Raw genomic sequence first — 22,729 nt, forward strand, 5'->3', positions numbered from 1 at the left:
GATTTTATTTGGGTATTTCATTCATCTTTGTTCAAGTTCGTTCATGGTTAAAAAAGGCCTATAAATGAAAAAGTCTACCGAACATATTGAATCCTGTTTTAAGCTAGTGGAGCTAAAGTTCGGCAGGGGGCCATCAAGTGCGTGGGACACCAATGATTTTAATGATCTCGGTAGGCATATCCAAGAGGAGACCGGTACGCTGTTAAGCGTTTCCACGCTAAAAAGGCTTAGTGGAAAGGTCAGTTATGCATCCCAGCCCAACAAAGCCACTTTGAATGCCTTGGCGGAATATATCGGTTATCCAAACTGGGTTTCCTTTACCAATAAAGAAACCGGACAGGTCTTGAAAAGACGTGATTGGGGCAAAACGAAAATACCGACAAAGTATGCCATTCTTTTTTTGTTGCTCATACTAGCGTTCTTATCGGCTGCGTATCTATATATCAATCCTGGCGGGACCACTTATGATTCTGACAATTTTGTCTTCAATGGCGAATCGGTCTCCAACGGACTTCCCAACTCGGTTGTTTTTAATTATGATGCCACGGCTGCAGACGATCAGTCAAAAATCGAGATACAACAGGACTGGGATGAAAGCAAGAGAGTAATCGTCAACAAAAACGACAGCGTATCTACTAGTATCTATTATAGGCCTGGATTTTTCAAATCAAAATTGGTGGTGGACGGAAATATCGTTAAGGAAAAGGACATCCTAATTCCGACCAAGGATTGGGTTGGAGTCATCGAAACGGATTCCATTCCTATTTATTTGGATATGGTAGATTACCAATCTGAAAACAGTCTGTCAATAAAGGCTGATTCATTGGAAAAATATGGAGTTGACCCAAGGGCAGCCCGCACTCCTGTCGGGTTATATCAGATAAAGGATTTTGGAGAGCTCTATACTTCCAATTTTGAAATGTCAGCCTTGGTCCGAAATGATTTTAGGTCCGGGAAAAGTATCTGCCAATCAGCACAGTTGGTAATCGTCCATGAGGATGGCCCAATAAGTATCATGCTCACGGACAAAGGGTGTATCTCCGATATCATGCTCCACGCATTTGGCAAAACGATTGACGGAAAAAAGACAGATCTTTCAGGCTTTGGTGTGGATTTTCAGGACTTTGTGGAATTGAAATGCGTTTCAAAAAATGGACAACTCGAAATATTGCTTGACAACCAACTCGTATTTTCTTTTAATATTCCCGACGAACCCAAAAAAATTCTTGGCTGTAGTATTCATTTTGAGGGAGCTGGAACGGTCCAAAATTTGGAGTTCAAAAATGAGCATGGAATGGTTTATTCCTACGGTTTTTGAAACCTTAAAACCACACTCAATTCGCTAAATAGCAAAAAGATTTGAATAATATCTAGGCTCTTTTAATCGGCGGTTTTATAGGATTCTCTAAATCCTGTCATTTCCAAAAAACAGAAACATTGTCCTTATGTTCTTTAGGAATAAACATGAACTATTTATTTTTTTAACACAAAATGTTAGTTTTTCCTAATTATTAGACTGATTACGTATCAATTAAATAACTATGATGATGCGTTTAAAAAAATCCCCTCATGCGTTCGCAATGCTCTTTTGTATAGTACTATGGTCTTTTTCGTGTAGCAGCGGCGGAGATGACAGCCCTGAAGTACCGGACCAACCCGATGTGCCTGAAGTGGCCTTACTAAGAGCTACACTTACTTTAGAACCAGATACCGTGGAAGAAGGTGGGGATGCCACAGTAACCTTAAGTCTGGACGCACCGAATGCTACGGGAGGAAATCTAAGCTTTCCATTTGCTTTTGATGGAACGGTAGACCCCACTATGGACATTGTAAGTTTGGTAAGCACTCAATTTGTCATTGCGAATGGGGAGACCTCGGCTACCATTGATATCAATACCTTGGATGATGATATCATGGAAGAGGATGAAACCTTTACGATAACCCTTGGAGATCTGCCCAATGGTACTACGGCCGGAGAACGTACGATGATTATATTGACCCTTACCGATAATGACTAAATAGGGATTCCTGTAAGCGTAAAAATTCAAGAAATACCATGGTTATACCTGGAGCGCCATCTGAATATTACTTCGCTCATAGGGGGTATCATGACCGACAACTTTTTGGAAACCTAGCTTTTCGTAAAGGGATATGGCGGGCTTTAAAATGGTATTGCTCTCTAAATACAGACTTTGGGCCCTTAAGGATTTTGCTTTTTGGATAACAGCTTTTCCCAACAGAAAACCAATACCTTTACCTTGGGCTTTTGGGGAAACGGCCATTTTCGCCAATTCATAATCATAGGTTGAGTTTTCCATTTTTATAAGGGCGCAAACGCCCAAAACACTATCATTTTGTTGGGCAACTAAGATTTTACCTCCTTTATCCAGAATGTAGTCTTTGGGATTATTTAGCGCTTTCCGATCCGTTTCCTCGATTTTAAAATAAGCTTTGATCCATTCTTCATTTAAAGTTTTAAAAGCCATATGATGTTCTGGCAAATAGTCCACAATAGTTATCGCGGAAGACTGCCTAATTTTTCTTTCTTCGGCGACTCTAGCTAAAAGTGATTTTTCACCTAATACATATTCAAACTCCTGCAAGGCATACCAAAGATTGTGCTTTGTCTGTTTTAGGGCATTTTTTATGGCATTTTCAACATCGGTATATTGTTCCTGAATTTTTAGGGAGAGGTCCATTCCTTTCGCGGTCAATAGAATATTGTTTTTGCGTTTGTCCCCCGCATCTTTTTGCTCCAATACCAATCCTGCTTTAGACATTTCACGTACAATTTTAATGACCGAGGGATGCGAATGCCCTATGTCATGGGCAATGGAAGTAATAGACTTACTTCCATCTTGCTGCAGTGTATAGAAAACGGGAAACCATTTTGGTTTCAAGGCAATGTCATAGAGCTTGTACAACTGTTCGGCATCTTCCGTCACTATAGTGCTCAAGGCCCGAAGTCTACTTCCTAAAGCCATTTCACCAATTTCATCAAAATTCATAATATATGTTTTTAAATACGTAACTAGTAACGAATATATAAAATAACAAAGTATTTCACAAGAAATTTATAATGAAACTTAACCCCCAATCCCTAAAGCACAAAGTGCTTTTGCTTCACAAAAGAGTAGGTGAGTTAGCATTATAGTGTCCTTAAACGTATTTTTTCTTGAATGATATCCAATAACAAATCAACTTCCGCTAAATGTGTTCGAAAAATAACAATGGCCACGCGTATCCAGAATACGCCTGCTATGGTAGTAGAGGAAAGAAATATACGGCCATCTTCTTTAATGTCTTCAATAAGTGCTTTGTTAAATGCATTGGGGTCGGTTGCTCGGGGAAGATATCGGAACATGGCTACGGAAAGTTCTGGTTCCGGGCCAACTTCAAAGCTGTCCCATTCTCGCACTTTTCCATAAAAATATTGTGTGAGTAACAATTTTTCTTCCAAGGCAGATCGAAATGGTTTTAGACCAAATAACTTTAAAGGCAGCCATAAACGCATTCCTCGAAAGTGTTTCGTGAGTTCAGGAGAAATATCGGCAGGAGAAATTTCTTCGTTGGCGCTTAAGGTATCTTGCATATAATCGGCCAGATAATGATGGGCTTTCAATAACTTCTTAGGTTCTTTTATGAGTATGGTACCGCTGCCAAAAGGCAAGAACAGGGTTTTATGAGGATCTAACGTAATGGAATCTGCCATTTCAACCCCTTGGAATTTTTCCGCCATAGCGGCAACCAGTTTAAAGAAGCCCCCGTAAGCGGCATCCACATGAAACCAAAGACCATATTTTTTTGCCAATTTACCGATGGGCGCAATGGGATCAATAGCTCCGGTATTGGTTGTTCCCAAGGAAGCAACTACGAAGAAGGGGGTAAGGCCATGTTTTATGTCCTCTTTAATGGTTTTTTCCAAATCAGGAACGGATATTCGCAAACCTTCATCTAGGGGAACATAGCGTATTTGAACTTCGGACAAACCTGCAATGCGGATGGCCTTTTGTATAGAGTGGTGCGTTTGTTCGGAGATATAAACCACAGCAGTGGGGATGTCTTTTGCGGTAATGGGATATGACTCCCTAGCCGTAACAATGGCCACCAAATTGGCAATGGATCCCCCGGAAGTTAAATTTCCTATGGCCGTTTCTGGATACCCCATTAATCGACACATCCATCGCACCAACATATTTTCTAGACGAACGGCTCCGGGAGCTGTATAAAATATTCCGGCATACCGATTGCTCACGGCAGCGATATAATCCCCGAGGGCTGCAGGATATAGTCCGCCGCCCGGAATATAACCCATGTGGCCTGCCGAGGCCGGGTTCAAGCCCACTTCATCAATATTTTGAACCACAGTCTTCAATATCTCCTCCATAGAAATTCCTGCTTCACCGATGTTCCAATGGGTACTGTTGATTTCTTTTTTGCTTGAAGGAAAAAAGCTTTGCGTCGTGTTTAGATGTCGGATAAACGTATTGGCGTAATCCCACACGGCCGAATCCCACGCATTCCGTTGCGCTTGCCCTGGATTTAGCAAGCGGGAGTGTTTTTCCAATGCTTTGATTTTATCGATCATTTCGTAAAAGGCTTAGGTAATAGGAAGCGTGCTTCATCTATGTATAGTACTTAATACCCTTCTAAGATAAGGCCTTTTCGTTTTCAGAAGCCGATTAGGGCGAAAAGATGGGATGGGGAAACTTAATGAGATCCATTCACTTTTTTGAGCAGTTCATTTTTAAACTGCAACCCTATAGGGATTTGTTTGTTGCCAATAAGAATGTAATCTGAGGTGATGGAGTTGATTTTTTTAAAATTGACGATATAGGATTTTTGGACTTGGATAAAATTACGATCTAATAGTGCCAAGGCTTCTGCAATGCTTTGTCTGGCCATTATCTTCTGGTTTAGCGTGATGTAGTGCATATAATTGCCATCTTTTTTGAGGTAGGTTATGCTATTCTTGGCAATTTGATGGGTTTCCAGACCGCTTTTGATAAAAATGGTTTCCGCAGCGGTTACGGTATCCGAAGTATTTGGAGTCAAAAATTTGGTGTTGAGCTTTGTAATGGTTTTGGAAAATCGTTCCAAACTGATTGGCTTTAAGAGATAATCCAATGCATTGATATTGTAGCTTTCCACGGCGTGCTCGGAATATGCCGTGGTGAACACAATAGCCGTTTTTGGCGAAATCATTTTGGACAGGGAAAGCCCGCTTAAATGCGGCATGTTGATATCCAGAAATACTACATCGACGGGGTTGACATTCAAAAATTCCAAGGCCTTAAGTCCATTTCTAAAGGTCTTGACCAGTTCAAAATTGGAAAAAAGGGATAAATAAGAACTGATCAGTTCAATAGCTTTGGGTTCATCATCAACGACTATTACTTTCATAGGTATATAGGGTTAATTGTACGTTATATTCTTCTTTGGTTGTGGTAATACTAAGGATATGTTGTTCGGGATATGTCAATTGCAAGCGTTCTTGATTCGATGCAATGCCATAGCCACCAATGGATGTATTTGCGCGGTGTTGGGAGATGGAATTTTTAATGTTGAAATCCACCTTATGAGCTTCCGATAGGTCAAAATGAATATGGATATAGGCGAACTCCTCTGGCTGTACCCCATGCTTAAAGGCATTTTCCACATAGCACAAGAAAATACCGGGTTCAATAGGTTGCTCATTCCAATTTCCGTGAACGTCTATTTTAAAATCTACTTCTTCCTCTTCATAGCGTAATAGATGCAATTCAGCGAAGTTTTTAATAAAAGCAATTTCCTCGGCAATACTCACAGTTCTGTTTTCAGTATCATAGACCACATAGCGCAAGAGGTTGGAAAGTTTGTCAATACTCTGCGCCAATTTGGGATTGTCACTTTGGTTGACCATGGCCAACAAATTATTCATCGTATTGAATAAAAAGTGGGGTTGTAACTGCTGCCGTAATAGCTTTAATTCTGCTTGGTTTTTGATGAATTCCAATTGTTGCTTGTCGTATTCGTGCTGCACCCACTTTTTTGTAAAGCCATAGCATATGACTACGGCCAAATAAAATATGCATGCGAATACGAAAGCATTGATTTCCCACAACTTTTTATGATCCGGAAAGAGGACCAATGCCAGCAACAGCAGGTAGAACATTAGGATACCAAAGAACAGCCCAATGGATTTTAATACAAAGCCCCGTACTGCTTTTGGTTTTTTTAATTTTCCAATTAAATACAATTCACCATAAAAGAATAGCAGAAAGAGGAGTTGGGAAACTATTGCGACATGTACCTTATCAGGATTTCTAACCAATATTTTATGCTGTTTTCCATCGATCATTTCGGTCCCGACCATATCCATAGTACCATTTCCAAAAACCCATCCCCAAATCATGGCCACCCAAAAGAGGACATGTATAAGTATTTCAATTCGCTTAAACCGCATGGCATAAAGATACTATTCTTGAAGTTCAAAAAATGGGTGGTCGTGATGAACAAAGGGAATTATGGTATGAAATCCATCGCGGATCAACCCCCTTTCATTTTTTGAAGTTCCACGATTGAAAATAGAAAGAAAAATCTCGGTAGGGCAGAAACGAAATATTGCCTTACATTTGATATAAGGAGATGTAAAAGTCCATGAAAATTCAATATAGGCGCCTTGCCATCCATCTGGAAAATGGAAATAACTTTTCCATGTGGATATAGTAAGGGGTATCTCCAACGAACAAAGATCTTAATCCTAAAATATGAATAGCAAGGTTTTTGATATGGTGGTGATCTGCTCCATACTACTTTGTATAGGATGTAAGGGTGGCGAAGATAAAGAGTCCCATAAAACTAAAGGTGAAAATGTACCTCAAGATGGCCCTCCGGGAATGGTCTGGATTCCTGGGAACACCTATACTATGGGAGCGATTGAAGAAGATAAAGAAGCCCGTAGTGATGAATTTCCAGCCCACAGGGTAGCAGTATCTGGATTTTGGATGGATACTGTGGAAGTGACCAACAAACAATTTAGGGCCTTTGTAGCGGCAACAGGATATAAAACCACTGCGGAAAAAAAACCAGATTGGGAGCAATTGAAAAAACAATTGCCGCCAGAGACGCCCAAACCCCACGATTCTATTCTAGTGCCGGCTTCTATGGTATTTACCCCCGTGAAAACGGAAAACTTGCTAGACTGGTCCCAATGGTGGTCTTGGGTCAAAGATGCCAATTGGAAACATCCTCAAGGCCCCGAGAGCAGTATTGCCCAAAAAGAAGATCACCCTGTTGTTCAAGTTTCTTGGGACGATGCGCAAGCCTATGTGCAATGGGCAGGAAAACGTCTGCCCACAGATGCAGAATGGGAATTGGCCGCCAGAGGAGGAATGGAGAATGCTGTTTATCCTTGGGGAAATGATACCAATATCAGGGTACATGCGAACACCTGGCAAGGTACTTTCCCGCTGTATAACAGTATGGCCGATGGTTATTTTACGACAGCACCAGTGGGTAGCTATGCCCCAAATGGATATGGACTTTACGATATGGCCGGAAATGTATGGGAGTGGACCTCCGACTGGTATAACACCAATTACTATGCGGAAACTGCCAAAGTTGGGACGGTGACAAACCCGGAAGGGGCAACAAGACCATTTGATCCCCAACAACCTTTAATTCCCCAACGTGTACAGCGGGGAGGTTCTTTTTTATGCAATGGAAGTTACTGTAGTAGCTATCGATCTAGCGCCCGTATGCGTTCCAGTCAGGATTCCAGTCAGGATCATGTAGGTTTTCGTGCCATTATGACGCCGGAACAATGGAAACGTATGAAGAAAAAGTAGCCATTGAAGTATTGAAATTCCCATGTTAAAGTGGGACCCTAAAAAAACTACATCCCTCATTATACTAATTTTACTGACCCAACAGTAAGGAACTAGTTCGAATATCATTTAAAAAATTAATAAACGTAAAAAATACGTATATTTTTAATACTTTTACCGGAGAATGAAAATATCATTAAGGTAATGCAGTTTCTAAAAGACTTTGAGCCCTCACTTAGTATCGCTTCTCCCGGTAGGATAAATATCATTGGGGAACATACGGACTATAATTTGGGATATGTACTTCCGACGGCCATTGAAAAAAAAATCACCTTTAATTTTCAAAGAAATACTTCAGATAGGTTTTGCAATGTGTATAGTAAGGGATTGGATAGCGGGTTTACAGTAAACCTAAAAGAGATTCGCATCAGCGAAATCTCCTGGGAGAATTATATTCTAGGGGTACTTTATGAAATTTCTAAAAAAACCGATAAACTTCGTGGTTTTGATTGCACTATTGAAAGTCATGTCCCCATAGGTTCAGGAGTAAGTTCCTCCGCGGCCTTGGAATGCGGTCTGGCCTACGGCCTCAATGAATTATTTCATCTGGAACTCCCCAAAGAAACTTTGGTGGCACTATCTCGGGATGCGGAACATCATTATGTAGGTACCAAATGTGGTATTATGGATCAATTTGCCTCTGTCATGAGTAGGAAAGATCATGTAATCCTACTCGATTGTAAATCCTTGGAATATCGTTTTATTCCACTGGCCATGGCACCCTATAAAATTGTGCTGTTAAATACCAATGTATCCCACAACCTTGCAACAAGCGGGTATAATACAAGACGGGAAGAGTGTGATGACGGTGTAAAGGTTGTTCAACTAAAGTATCCAGCTGTTACTTCTCTTAGAGATGTTACCGAAGACATGTTAGAGGATTGTAGATACGGGATGACCTATACGGTGTATCGCCGATGCAAGTATGTCTTACAGGAAAATAAGCGCGTCCTCGCGGCGGTTCAGGCACTACAAGAAAATAACTTGGAAGAATTGGGACGCTTGATGTATGCCACCCATCATGGTTTACAGCATGAATATGAAGTCAGTTGTCCTGAGCTCGACTTTCTGGTAGATTTTTCCAAAAGCAATGAACAAGTGTTGGGAGCACGTTGTATGGGAGGTGGTTTTGGAGGTTGTACCATTAATATTGTGCATGAAAATGCCGTGGAAGTATATATCCAAAAGATTTCCGAGGCATATGAAAAGGCATTTGGAATTCAACTAACGGCATTTGAAGCCTCACCTAGCGAAGGAACATCAATTAAATTTAAGAAGTAAGCAATGGATTTTAATGAGAACCCCCATAAGAGATACAATATCCTCACAGGGGAATGGGTCTTGGTATCCCCACATAGAACCAAAAGACCTTGGCAGGGGAAAACAGAAAAGGAAACGCTTACTGCGCAACCTACCTATGACCCTCATTGTTATTTATGTCCTGGCAATGAGCGTATGGGAGGGGCAAAGAACCCGTCATATACCGAACCATATGCCTTTGTGAACGATTTCTCCGCATTATTACAGGATGTGCAACCACAGTCTTATGAAAATGGTTTGCTGCAGGCCGCATCGGAATCGGGTATTTGCAAAGTGGTCTGTTTTTCTCCCGATCATTCGTTGACCTTGGCTTTAATGAATGAAGGTGACATTGAGAAGGTAATTGCCTTATGGCAGAAGGAGTATGGGGATTTGGGAGCTTTAGAGGGAATAAACCATGTGCAGATTTTTGAAAACAAGGGCGATATTATGGGCTGCAGTAACCCACATCCCCATGGGCAAATTTGGGCGCAACGTAGCATACCTCAGGAGGTTGCCAAGAAATCGGAGCAATTGCTATCCTATTGGAATAAAACGGGGAGGAGTATATTGTCCGATTATATGCAACAAGAGCAGGAAATGAAGGAACGTATTGTGGTAGAAAATGAACACTTTATGGTTCTAGTGCCTTATTGGGCCGTTTGGCCGTATGAGACCTTATTGGTTCCTAAGAGACATCTCCCTAATATTGCAGGCCTCTCTAAGGCAGAAAAACAATCATATGCAGCTATTCTTAAAGCAATTGCCATACGTTACGACAATATTTTTAATACTTCTTTTCCGTATTCCGCTGGTATACATCAGGCGCCAACAGATGGCAAAGCTCATCCGGAGTGGCATTTTCATATGTCTTTTTATCCTCCCTTATTGCGCTCTGCCACGGTAAAAAAATTCATGGTCGGTTACGAAATGTTTGCCAACCCCCAAAGGGATATTACGGCCGAACAAGCGGCCGATACCCTTAAAAATGTATCCCCAATTCACTATAGTCTTGATTCTTAGGATGTACACTGCAGATAGAAGTTACTTTTCTTTATGAGCACATAACAACTTTTGATAACTTTTACCGTAAGGTTTTTCATAAAAAAACTACTTTTATACTGTAATTTTATATAGAAGAATTAAATTATGTCTGAAAAAATCGAACGACTAAAAACACTGATAATAGGTTCCGGGCCTGCGGGATATACTGCAGCCATATATGCGGCAAGAGCAGATTTAAAACCGGTAATGTATACGGGAATGGAGCCTGGAGGACAATTGACCACGACTACGGAAGTAGATAACTTCCCAGGGTATCCGGAGGGCATAGATGGCCCTACCATGATGGTGCAATTGCAACAACAAGCAGAGCGCTTTGGAACCGAAGTACGAATAGGAATGGTAACTGCTGTTGATTTCAGCGATGAAGTTGGAGGTATTCATAAAGTGACTGTAGACGATAGTAAAACTATAGAAGCGGAAACCGTAATTATATCTACGGGAGCTACGGCAAAGTATTTGGGACTCCCTAGTGAAGAACGTTTAAAGGGAGGAGGCGTCTCTGCCTGTGCGGTTTGTGACGGGTTCTTTTATAAAGGACAGGATGTTGCCATCGTTGGAGCTGGAGATACCGCTGCGGAAGAAGCTTCTTATTTGGCCAATATTTGTAATAAAGTGACCATGTTGGTGCGAAAGGATTATATGAGAGCTTCCAAAGCAATGCAGCATCGTGTAAATAGCCTTCCCAACATAGAAATCAGGTACAATACAGAAGTAGATGAGGTATTGGGAGAGCAGGTAGTCGAAGGACTTCGAATGGTGAACAACCAGACCAATGAAAAAGAGGATATCGCTATTACAGGGCTTTTTGTGGCCATAGGACACAAACCCAACACGGATATCTTCAAAGGACAGTTGGAAATGGATGAAACCGGGTATTTGATTACCGAAGGGAAATCCACCAAAACTTCAAAGCCTGGTGTTTTTGCAAGCGGAGATGTACAGGATAAAGAGTATAGACAGGCCATTACAGCTGCAGGAACGGGATGTATGGCCGCTTTGGATGCAGAGCGTTATTTGGCAACAGTGGAAACCGCTGAGACCATAGCATAACACAAAATACAACCTATGATGTCATAGGAAAGGGAGGAAGGTAGTATTACGTTCTTCCCTTTTTTTATTATTTGATCCGCACATAATTTTCAGAAAACACCTTGTTCCCCTCTTCATCGATAGTGGTTTGGGAAAAATTGTTTTGTTCCAAGCTCAATTCAAAACGAAAGACACGCATTTCATCTATAATTTTCATCATAGAGGCGGAGCCATATTCCAAGGTCTCTACCAAAGCATTTTCGGTATTTTCATAGGAACCATAACCAAACCACTCCACAGAATCTTTTGGGACATAACGCGTCCACATTACTTTGCCATTGGCATACATTTTAATTTGTCGATATCCATCTGCATTTGGGATGGTATCCGATATGGAAACGCCATCGTAGTTATAATGACTCACAAGTTCCCATGTTCCTTCTAATGAAGGTGCTTCCTGAGGTTTTGAAGAAGTTACTGTTGAGGCCGCAACCAAAAAAAATATCAGAAAAGCCAAGCCAATAAATTTTTTCATGATCTTTAATTTTTAAGGTTAATAAACAGTTAATTATCAAAAAGTTACAAAAAATATTTGACAATTTTTGTAGGATGGAAATATTTAAATTTAAAATAGGGGAAATTCCGTTTCCGGAGCTGTGCCAACTATAGCTTAGCATGCCATTTCTGTATTGTTAGCGGGACGAAAGCTTTTGCCCCGTCATTTTTAGGGTATCATCATAGAAAAAGCCCTGACAAAGACATCAGGGCTCTTTACTTCAAACAAAACCAAACAAACCAAACTAACATATCCTGTTTTAGATGAACAAGATAAATTTTAATACTGCTAATGGGATATTTTAAGTGAATCCCAAAAATTACCTTGCAGTATTTTAAATAACACTTCTTTTAGCAACAATTTTTTTAATACTCAATTCTTCTTTTTAGCAATTCGTTTTTGAAAAACAACAATCAACTTTTCTTTTTCATAGCAATGCGATTGATATAAGGTTTCTCATAAACTTGATACAAATCACCGCATTTTATTCGGTTATGCCCCTATAAAGTATGATGAAAGGGAAATATGAGCTTTAAAAGTGAAGATTTGTACTTGTAGAAAATCACTTTTTTTAATCAAGGAACTATTTTGGTAATGCTTTACGCGGAGGGTAGCATAAAAAAAGCCGGTTGACAATGCAACCGGCTTTCTTGAGTTAGATTGGTGATCTGGTTTTTGTTGGTTATTGTAAAAAGTTTGGTTTTTTAATATTTGCGAACACTTCCCGAAACGGATTTCTTCTTTTGCACGCTGGCATTTCCCGTATATGAAATATCGGCACCACTACTGGCATTGGCTATCAAAGATTCAGATACGTTTACCCGGATGTCTGCGCCACTACTAGCACCGGCCCTGCACGTTTTGGCCAATAAGTCCCTAGCTCTAATATCTGATCCGCTACTGGCATCGGCATATAGGGTATTGGTGTCTCCAGAAATTCTGATATCAGCTCCACTGCTGGCATCTGCCTCTATTTCTTCAGCACTGATTTCTACTTTTAAATCTGATCCACTGCTGGCACTTAATCTTATTTTGTCGGTTTCGATTTTGTTTTTGGCAATAAGATCAGCTCCGCTTGAACTGGACAATGCCGTAATTTCTGGTAGTGTGACATATACCTTTTTTGTAGCTCTTCCAATATTTTCAATAGCATGGACTTTAAGTCTACCATCCTTGATATCCGTTCCGATCAGGTCAATGATATTTTCGTCCGCTTCTACTTCAATATTAAAATCTGCTCCTTGCATGATGAACACATCTATACCTTCTGTGGCCAATACGGATGTGAAATCTTCGGAAACTTCTCTTTGGTCTTCCACAATTTTACCATTTCCTCTTTTACCTTTCCCAAGGTCCATTTCAAAAACGCAAGAGGATAGTAAAAGGCCCATAAGCAGGGTAACTGTGATTTTTACTAATGTTGTCATGATTGTTGTTTTTAAGATTGTTTAAATGTATTTAATAAGTGATGTATCCTTAGGATATATTTTACTCAACTGTTATTTTTTGAGGATAGATCGTAAAAATCAATTCCCCTCCTTAGCATCTATCTGGAGCCCGTCTTCATCTATTTTTACTTTTAAGGATTCTCCATTATCCTGAAGGTTGATGTCTACGCCATCTTCATCTATAATCACCCTATTGGGTTCTTCCTCTTCGATGTCTTCTGCCGGGCAATCCAGACATATTAAGGTATTGTTGGCTCCCATTTTCCAGCTATAATCGGGCATATTCCTCGTATAGACATCTCGGTCACGTCTCGTACCTATTCCAAGGTATCTTCCCGAGGTATCATCCAATAAAACAACAGTGCCTTCTGGGACGTACAACGTCATTCGTACTTCCTGATCCCGGGCTTTATTCTCTGTTGCGGTGGTTAAAAATTGATTTAATGTGAGCGTATTTCCGGCAATCGTATACTCATAATCTATCTTACTGGCCCTGCTTCTTGCATCCTTATAGCTGCTTCCATCGGCATCTTTTCTGATTTTTAACTGGGCCGTACTGTCCTTGGAACTTTGAATGGTAAACCGAACATCCCTAGAGATCAATAACAACTCGTCGTCATCATTTGCCGTGAAGGTCATTCCATTGATACGCACATTTTCTTGATAGTCATAGGCATCCGTATCCGTCATTTGAATCCTTAGCGTATCCAAATTAGTATCGAAAAGCAGTTCTTGTTTCTCGGAAACACTTCCGGTATAGGCATGGGCCGAAGCCTGCTTTACGGCCAAGATAATGAAGCCAATGATAGAGAGCAACCACAATCCCAAGAGCGAAAACTTGGCAATATTCCCTATAGACTTTAAATTCGTTACTAAAATCTTCAATCCTAAATAAAGGGTGAAAAAGAAAGGAATTCCAAAGGCAAAGAAGGCCAGTAAGGCAATAAGCCAGACAGGAGAGTCTGTGGAATTGATCATATCATAGAAATCAACACCGGGTAAATGAACTGCATCAAAAATGCCCACGGTGAACATGCCTATGAACATACCAATAAGAGAGGCTGCTCCAACGATGATCAGTATAATTCCAATGAATTTTCCAAAGACCTTGAATAGGAACATAATGATATCCCCTAAGGTGTCAAAAAAGCTGCTGCCACTTTTTTTTACCTTATTTCCTATTCCTTCATAATCTACGTTTTTTACTTTTTCGGTAACATCATCAATACCTTCCTTTACCTTTCGCTCAATATTGCTGATGTTGATAGCTTCCCCCGACATATCCAATTTTTGGGCGGTAGAAGCGGCTTCGGGTACCAAAATCCACAAGAGGATATAGGCAATAAATCCAAATCCGGTGAACAGAGCCAGAAACACAAAGATCAAACGAATCCATAAGGCATCAAAGCCCAAGTAATGCTCTAAGCCAGAACACACCCCTCCAATATATTTGGTATCTATATCCCGATAGAGCTTTTTGGCTTTTCTTTGGGAAGAGGACTTTGAAGAAGTTTTGGCCTTGGGGGCATCTTCAAAGATGTCTTCGTCTACCATATAATCTTCGGGTTGCCCCATTATCGTAATAACTTCGTCTACTTCTTTTTGCGTAATGACCTGTCTGTCATTTTCCATTTTTTCATGGAAGAGTTCTGCTATCCTAGCTTCAATATCTGCAATGATTTCATCACTTCCTGAAGTATTGGCAAATGATCTTTTTACAGATTCTAGATAGCGTCTTAATTTATTAAAGGCTTCTTCATCAATGTGGAAGAAGATATTGGCGAGATTTATATTTACAGTCTTGTTCATTGTTAGTTGCTTTTAGTGTTGGTTACCAAATTAACGGCATTTCTGAGTTCGTCCCAGGTAGCATTCAACTCTTTGAGGAATAATTTTCCAGTTTCTGTGAGCGTATAGTATTTACGCGGAGGTCCAGAAGTAGATTCTTCCCAACGATAATTGAGCAATCCAGCATTTTTAAGTCTGGTAAGTAAAGGATAAATAGTTCCTTCAACAACGAGCATTTTGGCATCTTTTAGCGTATTTAGGATTTCTGAGGCATACTTGTCCTCCCCATTTAAAATGGATAGGATACAGTACTCCAAGACCCCTTTGCGCATTTGCGCTTTCGTATTTTCTATATTCATAGTTCCATGGTCTATTAAATTAGCTGTTCGTTTTTTTGATGCCGCTTTTTTTTCAGGATGTCTGATTTTTTCTTGCATCGGTTCTTTGATTTAGTTTGCTGATAAGCAAATTGATGAATAAACTCCATTTTTTGTTTGATGAATACCTTTACAAATTGCCGGTGTGATGAGTACCGTCATTGCAATGCAAAGGGGTTATTTTATAAACTTAATGGTAATCGGGTATTTAAATGTTTCTCCTTCATTGGTACGTATGGTGGCCAATATGGTATAGACAATGTTGATGATAAACAAGGCTCCATGCAATAGGCCACTTACCCCTACGGGCCAGAAAAAGTTGTTGAATCTAAAATTGTCGCTATCCCAATTGAAGGAAAAACCATTGAAGTCATGAAAATTTGGAAAAGTTAAAATCCCCCCGTCAAAGAAATCAGGTAAAAAACCAATAAAGAAGGGAATGCTTATTAATCCTAAAATGATTCTATATAAGGCCAAACTGATTTGAAAATTCAGCGCCTGCTTCCCATTGTAATCCACAAACTCATAGTTTTTCTTATTTGCGGTCCAAAGAATAAGGGGGAGAATGAAATTACCAAAAGGAATAAAATATTTGGAAAATGTGGAGGCGTGTATGATGGCCGATAAATTCCTTTCGTGTTTGCTCAGTGATTCTGTCATGACTATTGGTTTATTGAAACGACTTTTTTTGATTGATGATTATTTTTTTTGAGAGATAAAATGAATAACATAATATCTTTCTATGCAAATATATGGCTAAAAAAAGGTATTATGCAAAACATAGTACTTAAAATTAACACAATATTAACATTTGTGATTGCTAACATTCCTTATTAATCAACAAGGTTTATCTCTTTTTTTTCCATACTTTTAAGCTCCACAAACAAAAGATAATGGCCGAAAACACTAGAAAAATCAACCTTTTTACTTTTTTAAAACTTCCTTCAGCTTGGTGGTGTGGTGTCCGTTTGCGCTATATGGATGATAAAAAAGCGGTGGTCACCGTAAAACACCGTTGGTTTAACCAGAACCCCTTCAATTCCATGTTTTGGGCGGTACAAGGAATGGCCGCAGAATTGAGTACCGGGATTATGGTAACCACAAAAATTCAGAAAAGTGGACGGAAAATATCCATGTTGGTGGCAAACAACACCGCCAATTTTTCCAAAAAAGCTACGGGAAGGATAACGTTTACCTGCGAAGACGGACATTTGATTGCCGATGCTATAGAAAAAGCAATTTCCAGTGGGGAAGGACAGACCTTTTGGATGAAATCCATTGGTGTAAACACAGATGGTATCATTGTATCTACCTTTAATTTTGAATGGACCATTAAAGTGAAAGACTAAACGGGATATCCTTACGGATTTGCTTGAAAACACCTTTTTTATAGCTTTATATATGTAGTATGCTTAACCAAAAAATCGGTATCTTTCCCTTAGAGGTTATCTAATCTTCTCGAAATAAGTTTATGATAAAGCGTTTGTTTCTTTTTTTATGCCTTGTTTTTTGGGTATGCGTTTCTTGTACCAAAAATGGGATTTCTTCGTCCAATGTTGATGAAAGTCCTATAAGTACTGGTAGTGATACCCTAAAAACCATTACGCCTTCAATAGCAACTTCCTATTTTATAGATATTGCTTTAGGTTTTGAATTTGGCACTGCGACAGAAGTTACAAGGAAATGGAAGGAGGATATCGCAATTCATGTGGTGGGGAACCCCGCCCCGGAGGTCTTAGAGGAATTGGATAGTATTATCAACGACCTTAATAGACTCCTTTCCTCCTCAGGTATTGAAGTAAACCTTGCTCCCTCGGCTGCCTTTGCAAATGTGACCATGTATCTGGGATCTGCAGAAGAATTTTCCAATTTTGTACCCTTAAGTAATAGGATTGGAGGGTTTTCAGTGAATGTTGATTCCGAAGAAGTTATCATACAAGCTTTAATATTTGTAAATACGACCTTACCTTCTTTGTCCAGGGTAAAACATACCTTGCGTGAAGAGCTTACACAAATTTTAGGGTTGGGCAAAGACTCTGGACGCTTTCCGGATAGTATCTTTTTTGAAACTTCCTCGCGCAATGGATCCGCCACTTCGTATTCAGAATTGGATGAACTGATTATTCAATTTTTGTATGACCCAAGGATGGATACGGGCCTCAATGAATCCCGGGTACGACCTATTTTAGGGGAAATTGCTTCCGATTTTTTCTAATGATACCATAAGAATATTTTTAAATGGATCATACCTTATATAAATAATTCTAATTTATTAAAATACCTTCCAAAATAAGATAGGCCGTAATGTTTTTATGCGGTCACTTTGTAACAAACGATCAAAATCATCAACTAACGGTTATCAACAAAAAACGATAAAAAAATGAACGCACACGAAATTGACTACCATATCTATGGTGAAGAAATGCAATATGTAGAAATAGAATTGGACCCTCAGGAAGCCGTGGTGGCGGAAGCCGGTAGTTTTATGATGATGGATACCGATATTAAAATGGACACCATTTTTGGAGACGGATCCAATCAAGATACCGGGGTTTTGGGGAAACTGTTTTCTGCGGGAAAAAGACTTCTTACAGGAGAGAGTCTTTTTATGACTGCATTTCTAAATATTGGACACGGGAAAAAACAAGTGAGCTTTGCCTCGCCTTACCCCGGAAAGATAATTCCCATTGATCTTTCGGAAAATCAAGGAAAGTTTATCTGTCAAAAGGATGCCTTCCTGTGTGCGGCCAAAGGGGTTTCCGTAGGCGTAGAATTTTCAAAACGCCTGGGAAGGGGATTATTTGGAGGAGAAGGCTTCATTATGCAAAAATTAGAGGGCGATGGTTTGGCTTTTGTACATGCCGGAGGTACCATGGCAAAAAAAGTTTTGGCTCCGGGAGAAGTGCTCAAAGTAGATACGGGATGCATCATTGGTTTTACCAAGGATGTGGACTATGATATTGAATTTGTTGGTGGTATAAAGAACACTATTTTTGGAGGAGAAGGCTTGTTTTTTGCAAGTCTAAGAGGGCCTGGCACGGTATACATACAATCCCTGCCCTTTAGTAGATTGGCTGGAAGAGTACTGGCCTCCGTTCCAAGGGGAGGAAAAAGTAAAGGGGAAGGTAGTATTTTAGGAGGTTTAGGTGATTTATTGGACGGAGATAATTAACAAATATTCCTTAGTAATGGTTAATTTTGTGGCTAGGATTACAACCTTAGCGCAAAATGAACTTTACCGAACTTTTTGATTTCCTATACCAGTTAGAAAAACACAACACTAAAGAATGGATGGATGCCAATCGCAAATGGTATACACGGATTCGTAATAGCCACATCCAATGGTTAGATCATATAAATGATACCCTGGCCGATATAGATCCGGACTATTACGATACCCCAGGGAAAAAAGGGATCAATCGTATCAATAACAACCTTATGTTCCACCCAAATAAGCCCATTTATAAAGATCATTTTGGAGCAGGGGTGGATAAGGCTCCTGGTTCGGCTGATTTCTATATTGAGATTGGTCTAAAGCAATGTCTTTTCGCAGGCGGGTATTGGCGACCTGATTCCAAAACATTGAAAAGTATACGGGAAGCCATTGATTATGATGGCGATGAATTTATGGAGATCATTCATAAAAAATCCTTTGTAGACACGTTTGGGGCATTATACGAAGATCAAAAATTGAAGAATGCCCCAAAAGGCTTTCCTGCAGATCATCCGCATATTGAGATACTGAAACATAAGACCTTTGCTGTGGTTCAAAACCTTACCCAAGAAGAAGTACTTCAAAAAAACTTTAACGAAAGACTTATTGCAACCTATAAAGAAATGCTTCCTTTTAGAAGATATCTCAATAGGGCCGTTACCGTTTAAAACAAAAAAAGCTTTGGAAAATTATATTTTTTGTGGCCGATAGTTTTCTATTGAAATGCTACAAAAAAAGTATAATGGACCAATTGCTTTTTCATTCTTTATTTATCACGAAACCATCACATTTTAGCGAGTTAGTAGTGGCTAAAAGCACGCAATTTGTTAATTTTTATCTAAAAAAAGTTAAAAAAACAATAGGCTTTCTTAATCACTATAGATTATAACTATTTGTGTATTAGATTTTTATATAGTTCTTTGTTTTTAACTCCCTACTTTAAAACAATAACACCCAACTTTTTAGGCTGTAAGCAATAAAAATACCTTCGATTAAATAAACAAGGTCGGTCAATGCATGAAATTTGTCTGCACACAAGTGAACGGAGTTGCATCACTTTTGAGAAAATCCTATATAATTTTATGCAATAGGACAGTGCATTGTTGATCCAGACAACAAATTAAAATAACACCTAAAAACTAGAAAATGAAAAATCTAAAATTACCCTTATTTGTATTGATGGGAGTTTTTGTATTTACGTCCTGTGAAAATGACTTCATTATTAACGACGCAAATATAGAGATCAATGATCCGACCGTAAATGTTGGTGATCCGAATGGTACGGACGATCCCAATGCCGGTGAAGATCCGTCCGGAGAAACACCTGGTGATGGAACCACTTTTGCTGGAGCAGTCTATGCCATGACCAACGGAGACGGACAAATAGCAGGAACTGTTGTTCAAGGACCTAATGTAATCGTAGCCTATGGCAGAAATGAAGATGGTACTTTAACCCCTATCGGACCCTTCCAAACGGGTGGAAATGGTGGAGACTTTGATGGAGGGGAAGGTCTAGACCCCTTAATTTCGGCATATGCACTGACCAAAACGGATGATAATAGAAATTTATTGGCCGTAAATGCAGGAAGCAATACCATAACGTCCTTTAATATTCTGGATGATTTTTCGCTGGAAGCTGCTGGTTCCCCTCAGCCAACAGGAGCTATTGGACCTAACAGTATTGCCTATTTGGCAAATCCTTCTGATGGCGTAAAAGGAATGGTGTATGTTTCCAATATTACCCGCGCAGAATTTTTGGATGGGGGAGAACCCGCCCATCAGGGAACCGTAACCGGATTTTGGTTGTTGGAAGACGGAACTTTGAGCCCAATTAGTGGTTCTACCAGAGATCTACTGAATAGACCTTCAGCCGTTCAATTCTCTCCAGACGGTAGATGGTTGGTGGTATCTTCAATAAACGGAGGAGCTGCTGGTTTAGCATCTAGAACCGAAGATGAGATTACCGTTTTTGGAGTAAATGCAGATGGAACCTTGACGCAAAGAATTTCAGGAGATACTTCAACATGGGTTTTAAATGAAGAAGGAAGGAATTTACCCTCCGCAATTGGTTTTCAAATTGTTGGTGAGAATTATGTTGTGGTCACCGAAGCTCGTGAATTCCAGCCCAATGGGGAACCCCCTGTATTTCCTGGATTACAGGACGGATCGGTTTCTACATGGCAGATACAGGCAGATGGCGGCCTACGCAGAATTAGTATGGATGTTCGTTCCGGGGAAAATAACACAGGAAGGACCGCTTGTTGGCTAGATTTTACCTTGGATGGCAATACCTTCTTTGTTTCCAATGCCATAGAAGCTGGTTTGGCTTCCTATAGCTTCAATAATGGTGTAGTGACTTTAATTGATCAAGCTGCGGCTCAGGGCGTAGGCACTGGTGGTGCAGATAATGGCCCAGAGGCTTTTGCCAATACAGAAGGTTGGATAGATCTTTGGATTTCGGATGATGGACAATTCCTATATCAATTATTTGGATTGGATGGAACCATCGGAATATACAGAATAAATGGACAATCCCTAGAATTTGTGGGTAGGGAATCTGGTAATCTTCCAGATACCAATACGCAAGGGATTGTTGCCATATAACAATAGTTGTTTGTTTTTAGTACCATTATTCTTCTTTTTAATTGTCGGGACCTTAGCAATAGGGTTCCGACTTTTTTTTCGAAGACCAAAAACAAATACTTTGGATATTAGTAGGCATCCCGGACTTGTTTTAAGAAATGTTCCATGTCTAGACGGATATCCTTGCTAGCGCGCCTAAAATGGTTGTTCATAAAGCTAAACAATAACAAACGGTTGGAATTTGTGATGAGGTAACCGCATAAGGCATAGTTATTTCCTAAACTTCCCGATTTTGCATAGATATAAGGAGTGCCTCCTCCAGAAAAAGAATCCTTTAGCGTACCAGACACTCCTCCCGCAGGAAACAAGGTCAATAATTTTTTTTGCGGAAGCTCGGTATAGAGTTTATGTAAGACTTGAACCATAGATTCAGGAGAAAACAAATTATATCTGGAAAGACCAGATCCATCTACCCATCGGGGAACTTGCTTCATATCGGATAAATAATGCTGTAGCATATGTTTTCTTGGGGAAGTGCTGCTCAAGGTATCGGATAATCGGGATGAAGCCAGAATCAGAAGCTGTTCTGCAATAAAATTGTCGCTTTCGTACATCATACGCCGGTACAGGGAATCGGTCGGAATCCCAAACAAGGTTTTCCGCTTACCGCTGGGCATCATCTGTACGGGGGATACTTTTTTTGCCAATAGGCTCTCCAACAAGGACTGTGTTAAATCAACAGAGGTAATGAAAGGAATGGCAATTGTATCTGTTAAAAGCGTATCTACATAGAAACGATTTTTCCGTAATTCCCTGTTTTTGGACGACTTTTTAGTACTGACCTGTTTTCTGAGCAATGCCGGTATTACCTGTAGGCTCTTAGCTTTTGAAATTTGAACCGTATTGCCGTACAACGGAAAACTGCTTCTTTCAGGAGAAAAATAAGTATCATAATCTTCCCAAGCCCATCCAGGTCCAAAAGCGGGTTCCGGATAATTGTTGAAGTCCATGGCAATGGGGACGGTTTGCTTTTTTAAGAAATTTAGGGCCGTACTATCTTGGAAATACGGATGTAATGCTGAAGGGTCTCCCGTTCCTGCTACAAAAATGGTATCACCCTCGTAACGATACGTCAGTGAAGGGACATTATTGGGAAGTAGTTTTAAGGCTGTATATAGGGTGAAAATTTTAGTGGTACTTGCTGGGGTAAAATATTTTTGAGCATTTTTTGAAAATAAGGTATCCTTGGTAATGGGGTCAACAATTAATAGTCCACTAAAATGCGTATCAAACTTTTTAGAAAGCTCAAGGGAAGGTCTTTGGTGTTTTGAAATGTTTTTTTTGGTTGATATACAGGAACTTAAAAGACTTAAGATAAGTAAATAAATACTAAACTTTATAGAAGCTCTAAGTGGCTCTAAACCTTTTTTTGAACAAAGAAAAGGGACCTTTATGAATGACATTATTATTATTTTAACGTACTTAAAATACGTTAGATTATT

General features: G+C 39.8%; 21 protein-coding genes. 11 read left to right on the top strand and 10 right to left on the bottom strand.

Annotation, left to right across the window (positions count from 1 at the left end):
• The first annotated feature begins 64 nt into the window (after positions 1 to 64).
• Complete coding sequence (locus ACEXOE_RS19325) at positions 65 to 1,318, top strand: hypothetical protein (protein WP_394750501.1); 1,254 nt, start codon at positions 65 to 67, stop codon at positions 1,316 to 1,318.
• A gap of 223 nt (positions 1,319 to 1,541) precedes the next feature.
• Positions 1,542 to 2,018: a Calx-beta domain-containing protein gene (locus ACEXOE_RS19330; RefSeq protein WP_394750502.1), complete on the top strand. Its 477-nt coding sequence runs from the start codon at positions 1,542 to 1,544 to the stop codon at positions 2,016 to 2,018.
• Between the two features lie 42 nt (positions 2,019 to 2,060).
• Here ACEXOE_RS19330 and ACEXOE_RS19335 read toward each other — a convergent pair whose 3' ends face one another.
• The 4 genes from ACEXOE_RS19335 to ACEXOE_RS19350 form a co-directional block, all read right to left on the bottom strand.
• Positions 2,061 to 3,008: a bifunctional helix-turn-helix transcriptional regulator/GNAT family N-acetyltransferase gene (locus ACEXOE_RS19335; protein ID WP_394750503.1), complete on the bottom strand. Its 948-nt coding sequence runs from the start codon at positions 3,006 to 3,008 to the stop codon at positions 2,061 to 2,063.
• 140 nt (positions 3,009 to 3,148) lie between these two features.
• Positions 3,149 to 4,588: a pyridoxal phosphate-dependent decarboxylase family protein gene (locus ACEXOE_RS19340; protein WP_394750504.1), complete on the bottom strand. Its 1,440-nt coding sequence runs from the start codon at positions 4,586 to 4,588 to the stop codon at positions 3,149 to 3,151.
• Between the two features lie 122 nt (positions 4,589 to 4,710).
• On the bottom strand, positions 4,711 to 5,403 hold the full coding sequence (locus ACEXOE_RS19345; RefSeq protein WP_394750505.1) for a LytR/AlgR family response regulator transcription factor: 693 nt from the start codon (positions 5,401 to 5,403) through the stop codon (positions 4,711 to 4,713).
• Entirely contained in the window at positions 5,384 to 6,445 is a 1,062-nt protein-coding gene (locus ACEXOE_RS19350; RefSeq protein ID WP_394750506.1) for a sensor histidine kinase, read from the bottom strand. Before ACEXOE_RS19350 ends, ACEXOE_RS19345 begins: the two co-directional genes overlap by 20 nt.
• Before the next feature lie 304 nt (positions 6,446 to 6,749).
• Between ACEXOE_RS19350 and ACEXOE_RS19355 the strand changes: the two genes are divergently transcribed.
• The 4 genes from ACEXOE_RS19355 (at position 6,750) to trxB (ending at position 11,282) form a co-directional block, all read left to right on the top strand.
• Positions 6,750 to 7,829, top strand: coding sequence for a formylglycine-generating enzyme family protein (locus ACEXOE_RS19355; protein ID WP_394750507.1), 1,080 nt, complete (start codon positions 6,750 to 6,752; stop codon positions 7,827 to 7,829).
• Positions 7,830 to 8,012: 183 nt separating this feature from the next.
• Complete coding sequence (galK, locus tag ACEXOE_RS19360; protein ID WP_394750508.1) at positions 8,013 to 9,149, top strand: galactokinase; 1,137 nt, start codon at positions 8,013 to 8,015, stop codon at positions 9,147 to 9,149.
• Positions 9,150 to 9,152: 3 nt separating this feature from the next.
• A complete protein-coding gene (locus ACEXOE_RS19365) occupies positions 9,153 to 10,190 on the top strand; it encodes a UDP-glucose--hexose-1-phosphate uridylyltransferase (RefSeq protein WP_394750509.1) in 1,038 nt (345 codons plus the stop codon).
• Between the two features lie 126 nt (positions 10,191 to 10,316).
• Positions 10,317 to 11,282 carry a thioredoxin-disulfide reductase gene (gene trxB, locus ACEXOE_RS19370; protein ID WP_394750510.1) on the top strand — a complete coding sequence of 322 codons (966 nt, stop codon included), beginning with the start codon at positions 10,317 to 10,319 and terminating at the stop codon, positions 11,280 to 11,282.
• 67 nt (positions 11,283 to 11,349) lie between these two features.
• On the opposite strand, the gene ACEXOE_RS19375 is transcribed toward trxB, so the two are convergent.
• From ACEXOE_RS19375 to ACEXOE_RS19395, 5 genes are all read right to left on the bottom strand, one after another.
• Positions 11,350 to 11,796, bottom strand: coding sequence for a hypothetical protein (locus ACEXOE_RS19375; RefSeq protein WP_394750511.1), 447 nt, complete (start codon positions 11,794 to 11,796; stop codon positions 11,350 to 11,352).
• 725 nt (positions 11,797 to 12,521) lie between these two features.
• A complete protein-coding gene (locus ACEXOE_RS19380) occupies positions 12,522 to 13,244 on the bottom strand; it encodes a head GIN domain-containing protein (RefSeq protein WP_394750512.1) in 723 nt (240 codons plus the stop codon).
• A 99-nt stretch (positions 13,245 to 13,343) separates the two neighbouring features.
• The gene (locus tag ACEXOE_RS19385; protein WP_394750513.1) at positions 13,344 to 15,074 is read right to left on the bottom strand and encodes a PspC domain-containing protein; all 1,731 of its coding nucleotides are present in this window, start codon (positions 15,072 to 15,074) and stop codon (positions 13,344 to 13,346) included.
• Between the two features lie 2 nt (positions 15,075 to 15,076).
• A complete protein-coding gene (locus ACEXOE_RS19390; protein WP_394750675.1) occupies positions 15,077 to 15,412 on the bottom strand; it encodes a PadR family transcriptional regulator in 336 nt (111 codons plus the stop codon).
• Between the two features lie 195 nt (positions 15,413 to 15,607).
• The gene (locus ACEXOE_RS19395) at positions 15,608 to 16,090 is read right to left on the bottom strand and encodes a DUF4870 domain-containing protein (protein WP_394750514.1); all 483 of its coding nucleotides are present in this window, start codon (positions 16,088 to 16,090) and stop codon (positions 15,608 to 15,610) included.
• Positions 16,091 to 16,323: 233 nt separating this feature from the next.
• Between ACEXOE_RS19395 and ACEXOE_RS19400 the strand changes: the two genes are divergently transcribed.
• From ACEXOE_RS19400 to ACEXOE_RS19420, 5 genes are all read left to right on the top strand, one after another.
• The gene (locus ACEXOE_RS19400; protein WP_394750515.1) at positions 16,324 to 16,779 is read left to right on the top strand and encodes a DUF4442 domain-containing protein; all 456 of its coding nucleotides are present in this window, start codon (positions 16,324 to 16,326) and stop codon (positions 16,777 to 16,779) included.
• Between the two features lie 122 nt (positions 16,780 to 16,901).
• Positions 16,902 to 17,645: a DUF2927 domain-containing protein gene (locus tag ACEXOE_RS19405; RefSeq protein WP_394750516.1), complete on the top strand. Its 744-nt coding sequence runs from the start codon at positions 16,902 to 16,904 to the stop codon at positions 17,643 to 17,645.
• A gap of 165 nt (positions 17,646 to 17,810) precedes the next feature.
• A complete protein-coding gene (locus tag ACEXOE_RS19410; RefSeq protein WP_394750517.1) occupies positions 17,811 to 18,602 on the top strand; it encodes a TIGR00266 family protein in 792 nt (263 codons plus the stop codon).
• A gap of 56 nt (positions 18,603 to 18,658) precedes the next feature.
• Positions 18,659 to 19,312, top strand: a complete 654-nt coding sequence (locus tag ACEXOE_RS19415) for a DUF2461 domain-containing protein (RefSeq protein ID WP_394750518.1) — start codon at positions 18,659 to 18,661, stop codon at positions 19,310 to 19,312.
• A 478-nt stretch (positions 19,313 to 19,790) separates the two neighbouring features.
• Complete coding sequence (locus ACEXOE_RS19420; protein ID WP_394750519.1) at positions 19,791 to 21,248, top strand: lactonase family protein; 1,458 nt, start codon at positions 19,791 to 19,793, stop codon at positions 21,246 to 21,248.
• A 107-nt stretch (positions 21,249 to 21,355) separates the two neighbouring features.
• On the opposite strand, the gene ACEXOE_RS19425 is transcribed toward ACEXOE_RS19420, so the two are convergent.
• Positions 21,356 to 22,690: a D-alanyl-D-alanine carboxypeptidase gene (locus ACEXOE_RS19425; RefSeq protein WP_394750520.1), complete on the bottom strand. Its 1,335-nt coding sequence runs from the start codon at positions 22,688 to 22,690 to the stop codon at positions 21,356 to 21,358.
• Positions 22,691 to 22,729 lie beyond the last annotated feature (39 nt).

This window comes from Spongiimicrobium salis, assembly GCF_043678055.1.
Classification (GTDB): domain Bacteria; phylum Bacteroidota; class Bacteroidia; order Flavobacteriales; family Flavobacteriaceae; genus Spongiimicrobium; species Spongiimicrobium salis.

Excerpts from the sequence above, each read along its gene's own strand:
- ACEXOE_RS19395 (WP_394750514.1), bottom strand. The coding sequence starts at position 16,090 with ATGACAGAATCACTGAGCAAACACGAAAGGAATTTATCGGCCATCATA.
- ACEXOE_RS19365 (WP_394750509.1), top strand. The coding sequence starts at position 9,153 with ATGGATTTTAATGAGAACCCCCATAAGAGATACAATATCCTCACAGGG.
- ACEXOE_RS19340 (WP_394750504.1), bottom strand. The coding sequence starts at position 4,588 with ATGATCGATAAAATCAAAGCATTGGAAAAACACTCCCGCTTGCTAAAT.
- ACEXOE_RS19330 (WP_394750502.1), top strand. The coding sequence starts at position 1,542 with ATGATGATGCGTTTAAAAAAATCCCCTCATGCGTTCGCAATGCTCTTT.
- ACEXOE_RS19425 (WP_394750520.1), bottom strand. The coding sequence starts at position 22,690 with ATGTCATTCATAAAGGTCCCTTTTCTTTGTTCAAAAAAAGGTTTAGAG.
- ACEXOE_RS19390 (WP_394750675.1), bottom strand. The coding sequence starts at position 15,412 with ATGAATATAGAAAATACGAAAGCGCAAATGCGCAAAGGGGTCTTGGAG.
- ACEXOE_RS19345 (WP_394750505.1), bottom strand. The coding sequence starts at position 5,403 with ATGAAAGTAATAGTCGTTGATGATGAACCCAAAGCTATTGAACTGATC.
- ACEXOE_RS19380 (WP_394750512.1), bottom strand. The coding sequence starts at position 13,244 with ATGACAACATTAGTAAAAATCACAGTTACCCTGCTTATGGGCCTTTTA.
- ACEXOE_RS19335 (WP_394750503.1), bottom strand. The coding sequence starts at position 3,008 with ATGAATTTTGATGAAATTGGTGAAATGGCTTTAGGAAGTAGACTTCGG.
- galK (WP_394750508.1), top strand. The coding sequence starts at position 8,013 with ATGCAGTTTCTAAAAGACTTTGAGCCCTCACTTAGTATCGCTTCTCCC.
- trxB (WP_394750510.1), top strand. The coding sequence starts at position 10,317 with ATGTCTGAAAAAATCGAACGACTAAAAACACTGATAATAGGTTCCGGG.
- ACEXOE_RS19350 (WP_394750506.1), bottom strand. The coding sequence starts at position 6,445 with ATGCGGTTTAAGCGAATTGAAATACTTATACATGTCCTCTTTTGGGTG.
- ACEXOE_RS19355 (WP_394750507.1), top strand. The coding sequence starts at position 6,750 with ATGAATAGCAAGGTTTTTGATATGGTGGTGATCTGCTCCATACTACTT.
- ACEXOE_RS19385 (WP_394750513.1), bottom strand. The coding sequence starts at position 15,074 with ATGAACAAGACTGTAAATATAAATCTCGCCAATATCTTCTTCCACATT.
- ACEXOE_RS19415 (WP_394750518.1), top strand. The coding sequence starts at position 18,659 with ATGAACTTTACCGAACTTTTTGATTTCCTATACCAGTTAGAAAAACAC.
- ACEXOE_RS19405 (WP_394750516.1), top strand. The coding sequence starts at position 16,902 with ATGATAAAGCGTTTGTTTCTTTTTTTATGCCTTGTTTTTTGGGTATGC.
- ACEXOE_RS19325 (WP_394750501.1), top strand. The coding sequence starts at position 65 with ATGAAAAAGTCTACCGAACATATTGAATCCTGTTTTAAGCTAGTGGAG.
- ACEXOE_RS19410 (WP_394750517.1), top strand. The coding sequence starts at position 17,811 with ATGAACGCACACGAAATTGACTACCATATCTATGGTGAAGAAATGCAA.
- ACEXOE_RS19400 (WP_394750515.1), top strand. The coding sequence starts at position 16,324 with ATGGCCGAAAACACTAGAAAAATCAACCTTTTTACTTTTTTAAAACTT.
- ACEXOE_RS19375 (WP_394750511.1), bottom strand. The coding sequence starts at position 11,796 with ATGAAAAAATTTATTGGCTTGGCTTTTCTGATATTTTTTTTGGTTGCG.
- ACEXOE_RS19420 (WP_394750519.1), top strand. The coding sequence starts at position 19,791 with ATGAAAAATCTAAAATTACCCTTATTTGTATTGATGGGAGTTTTTGTA.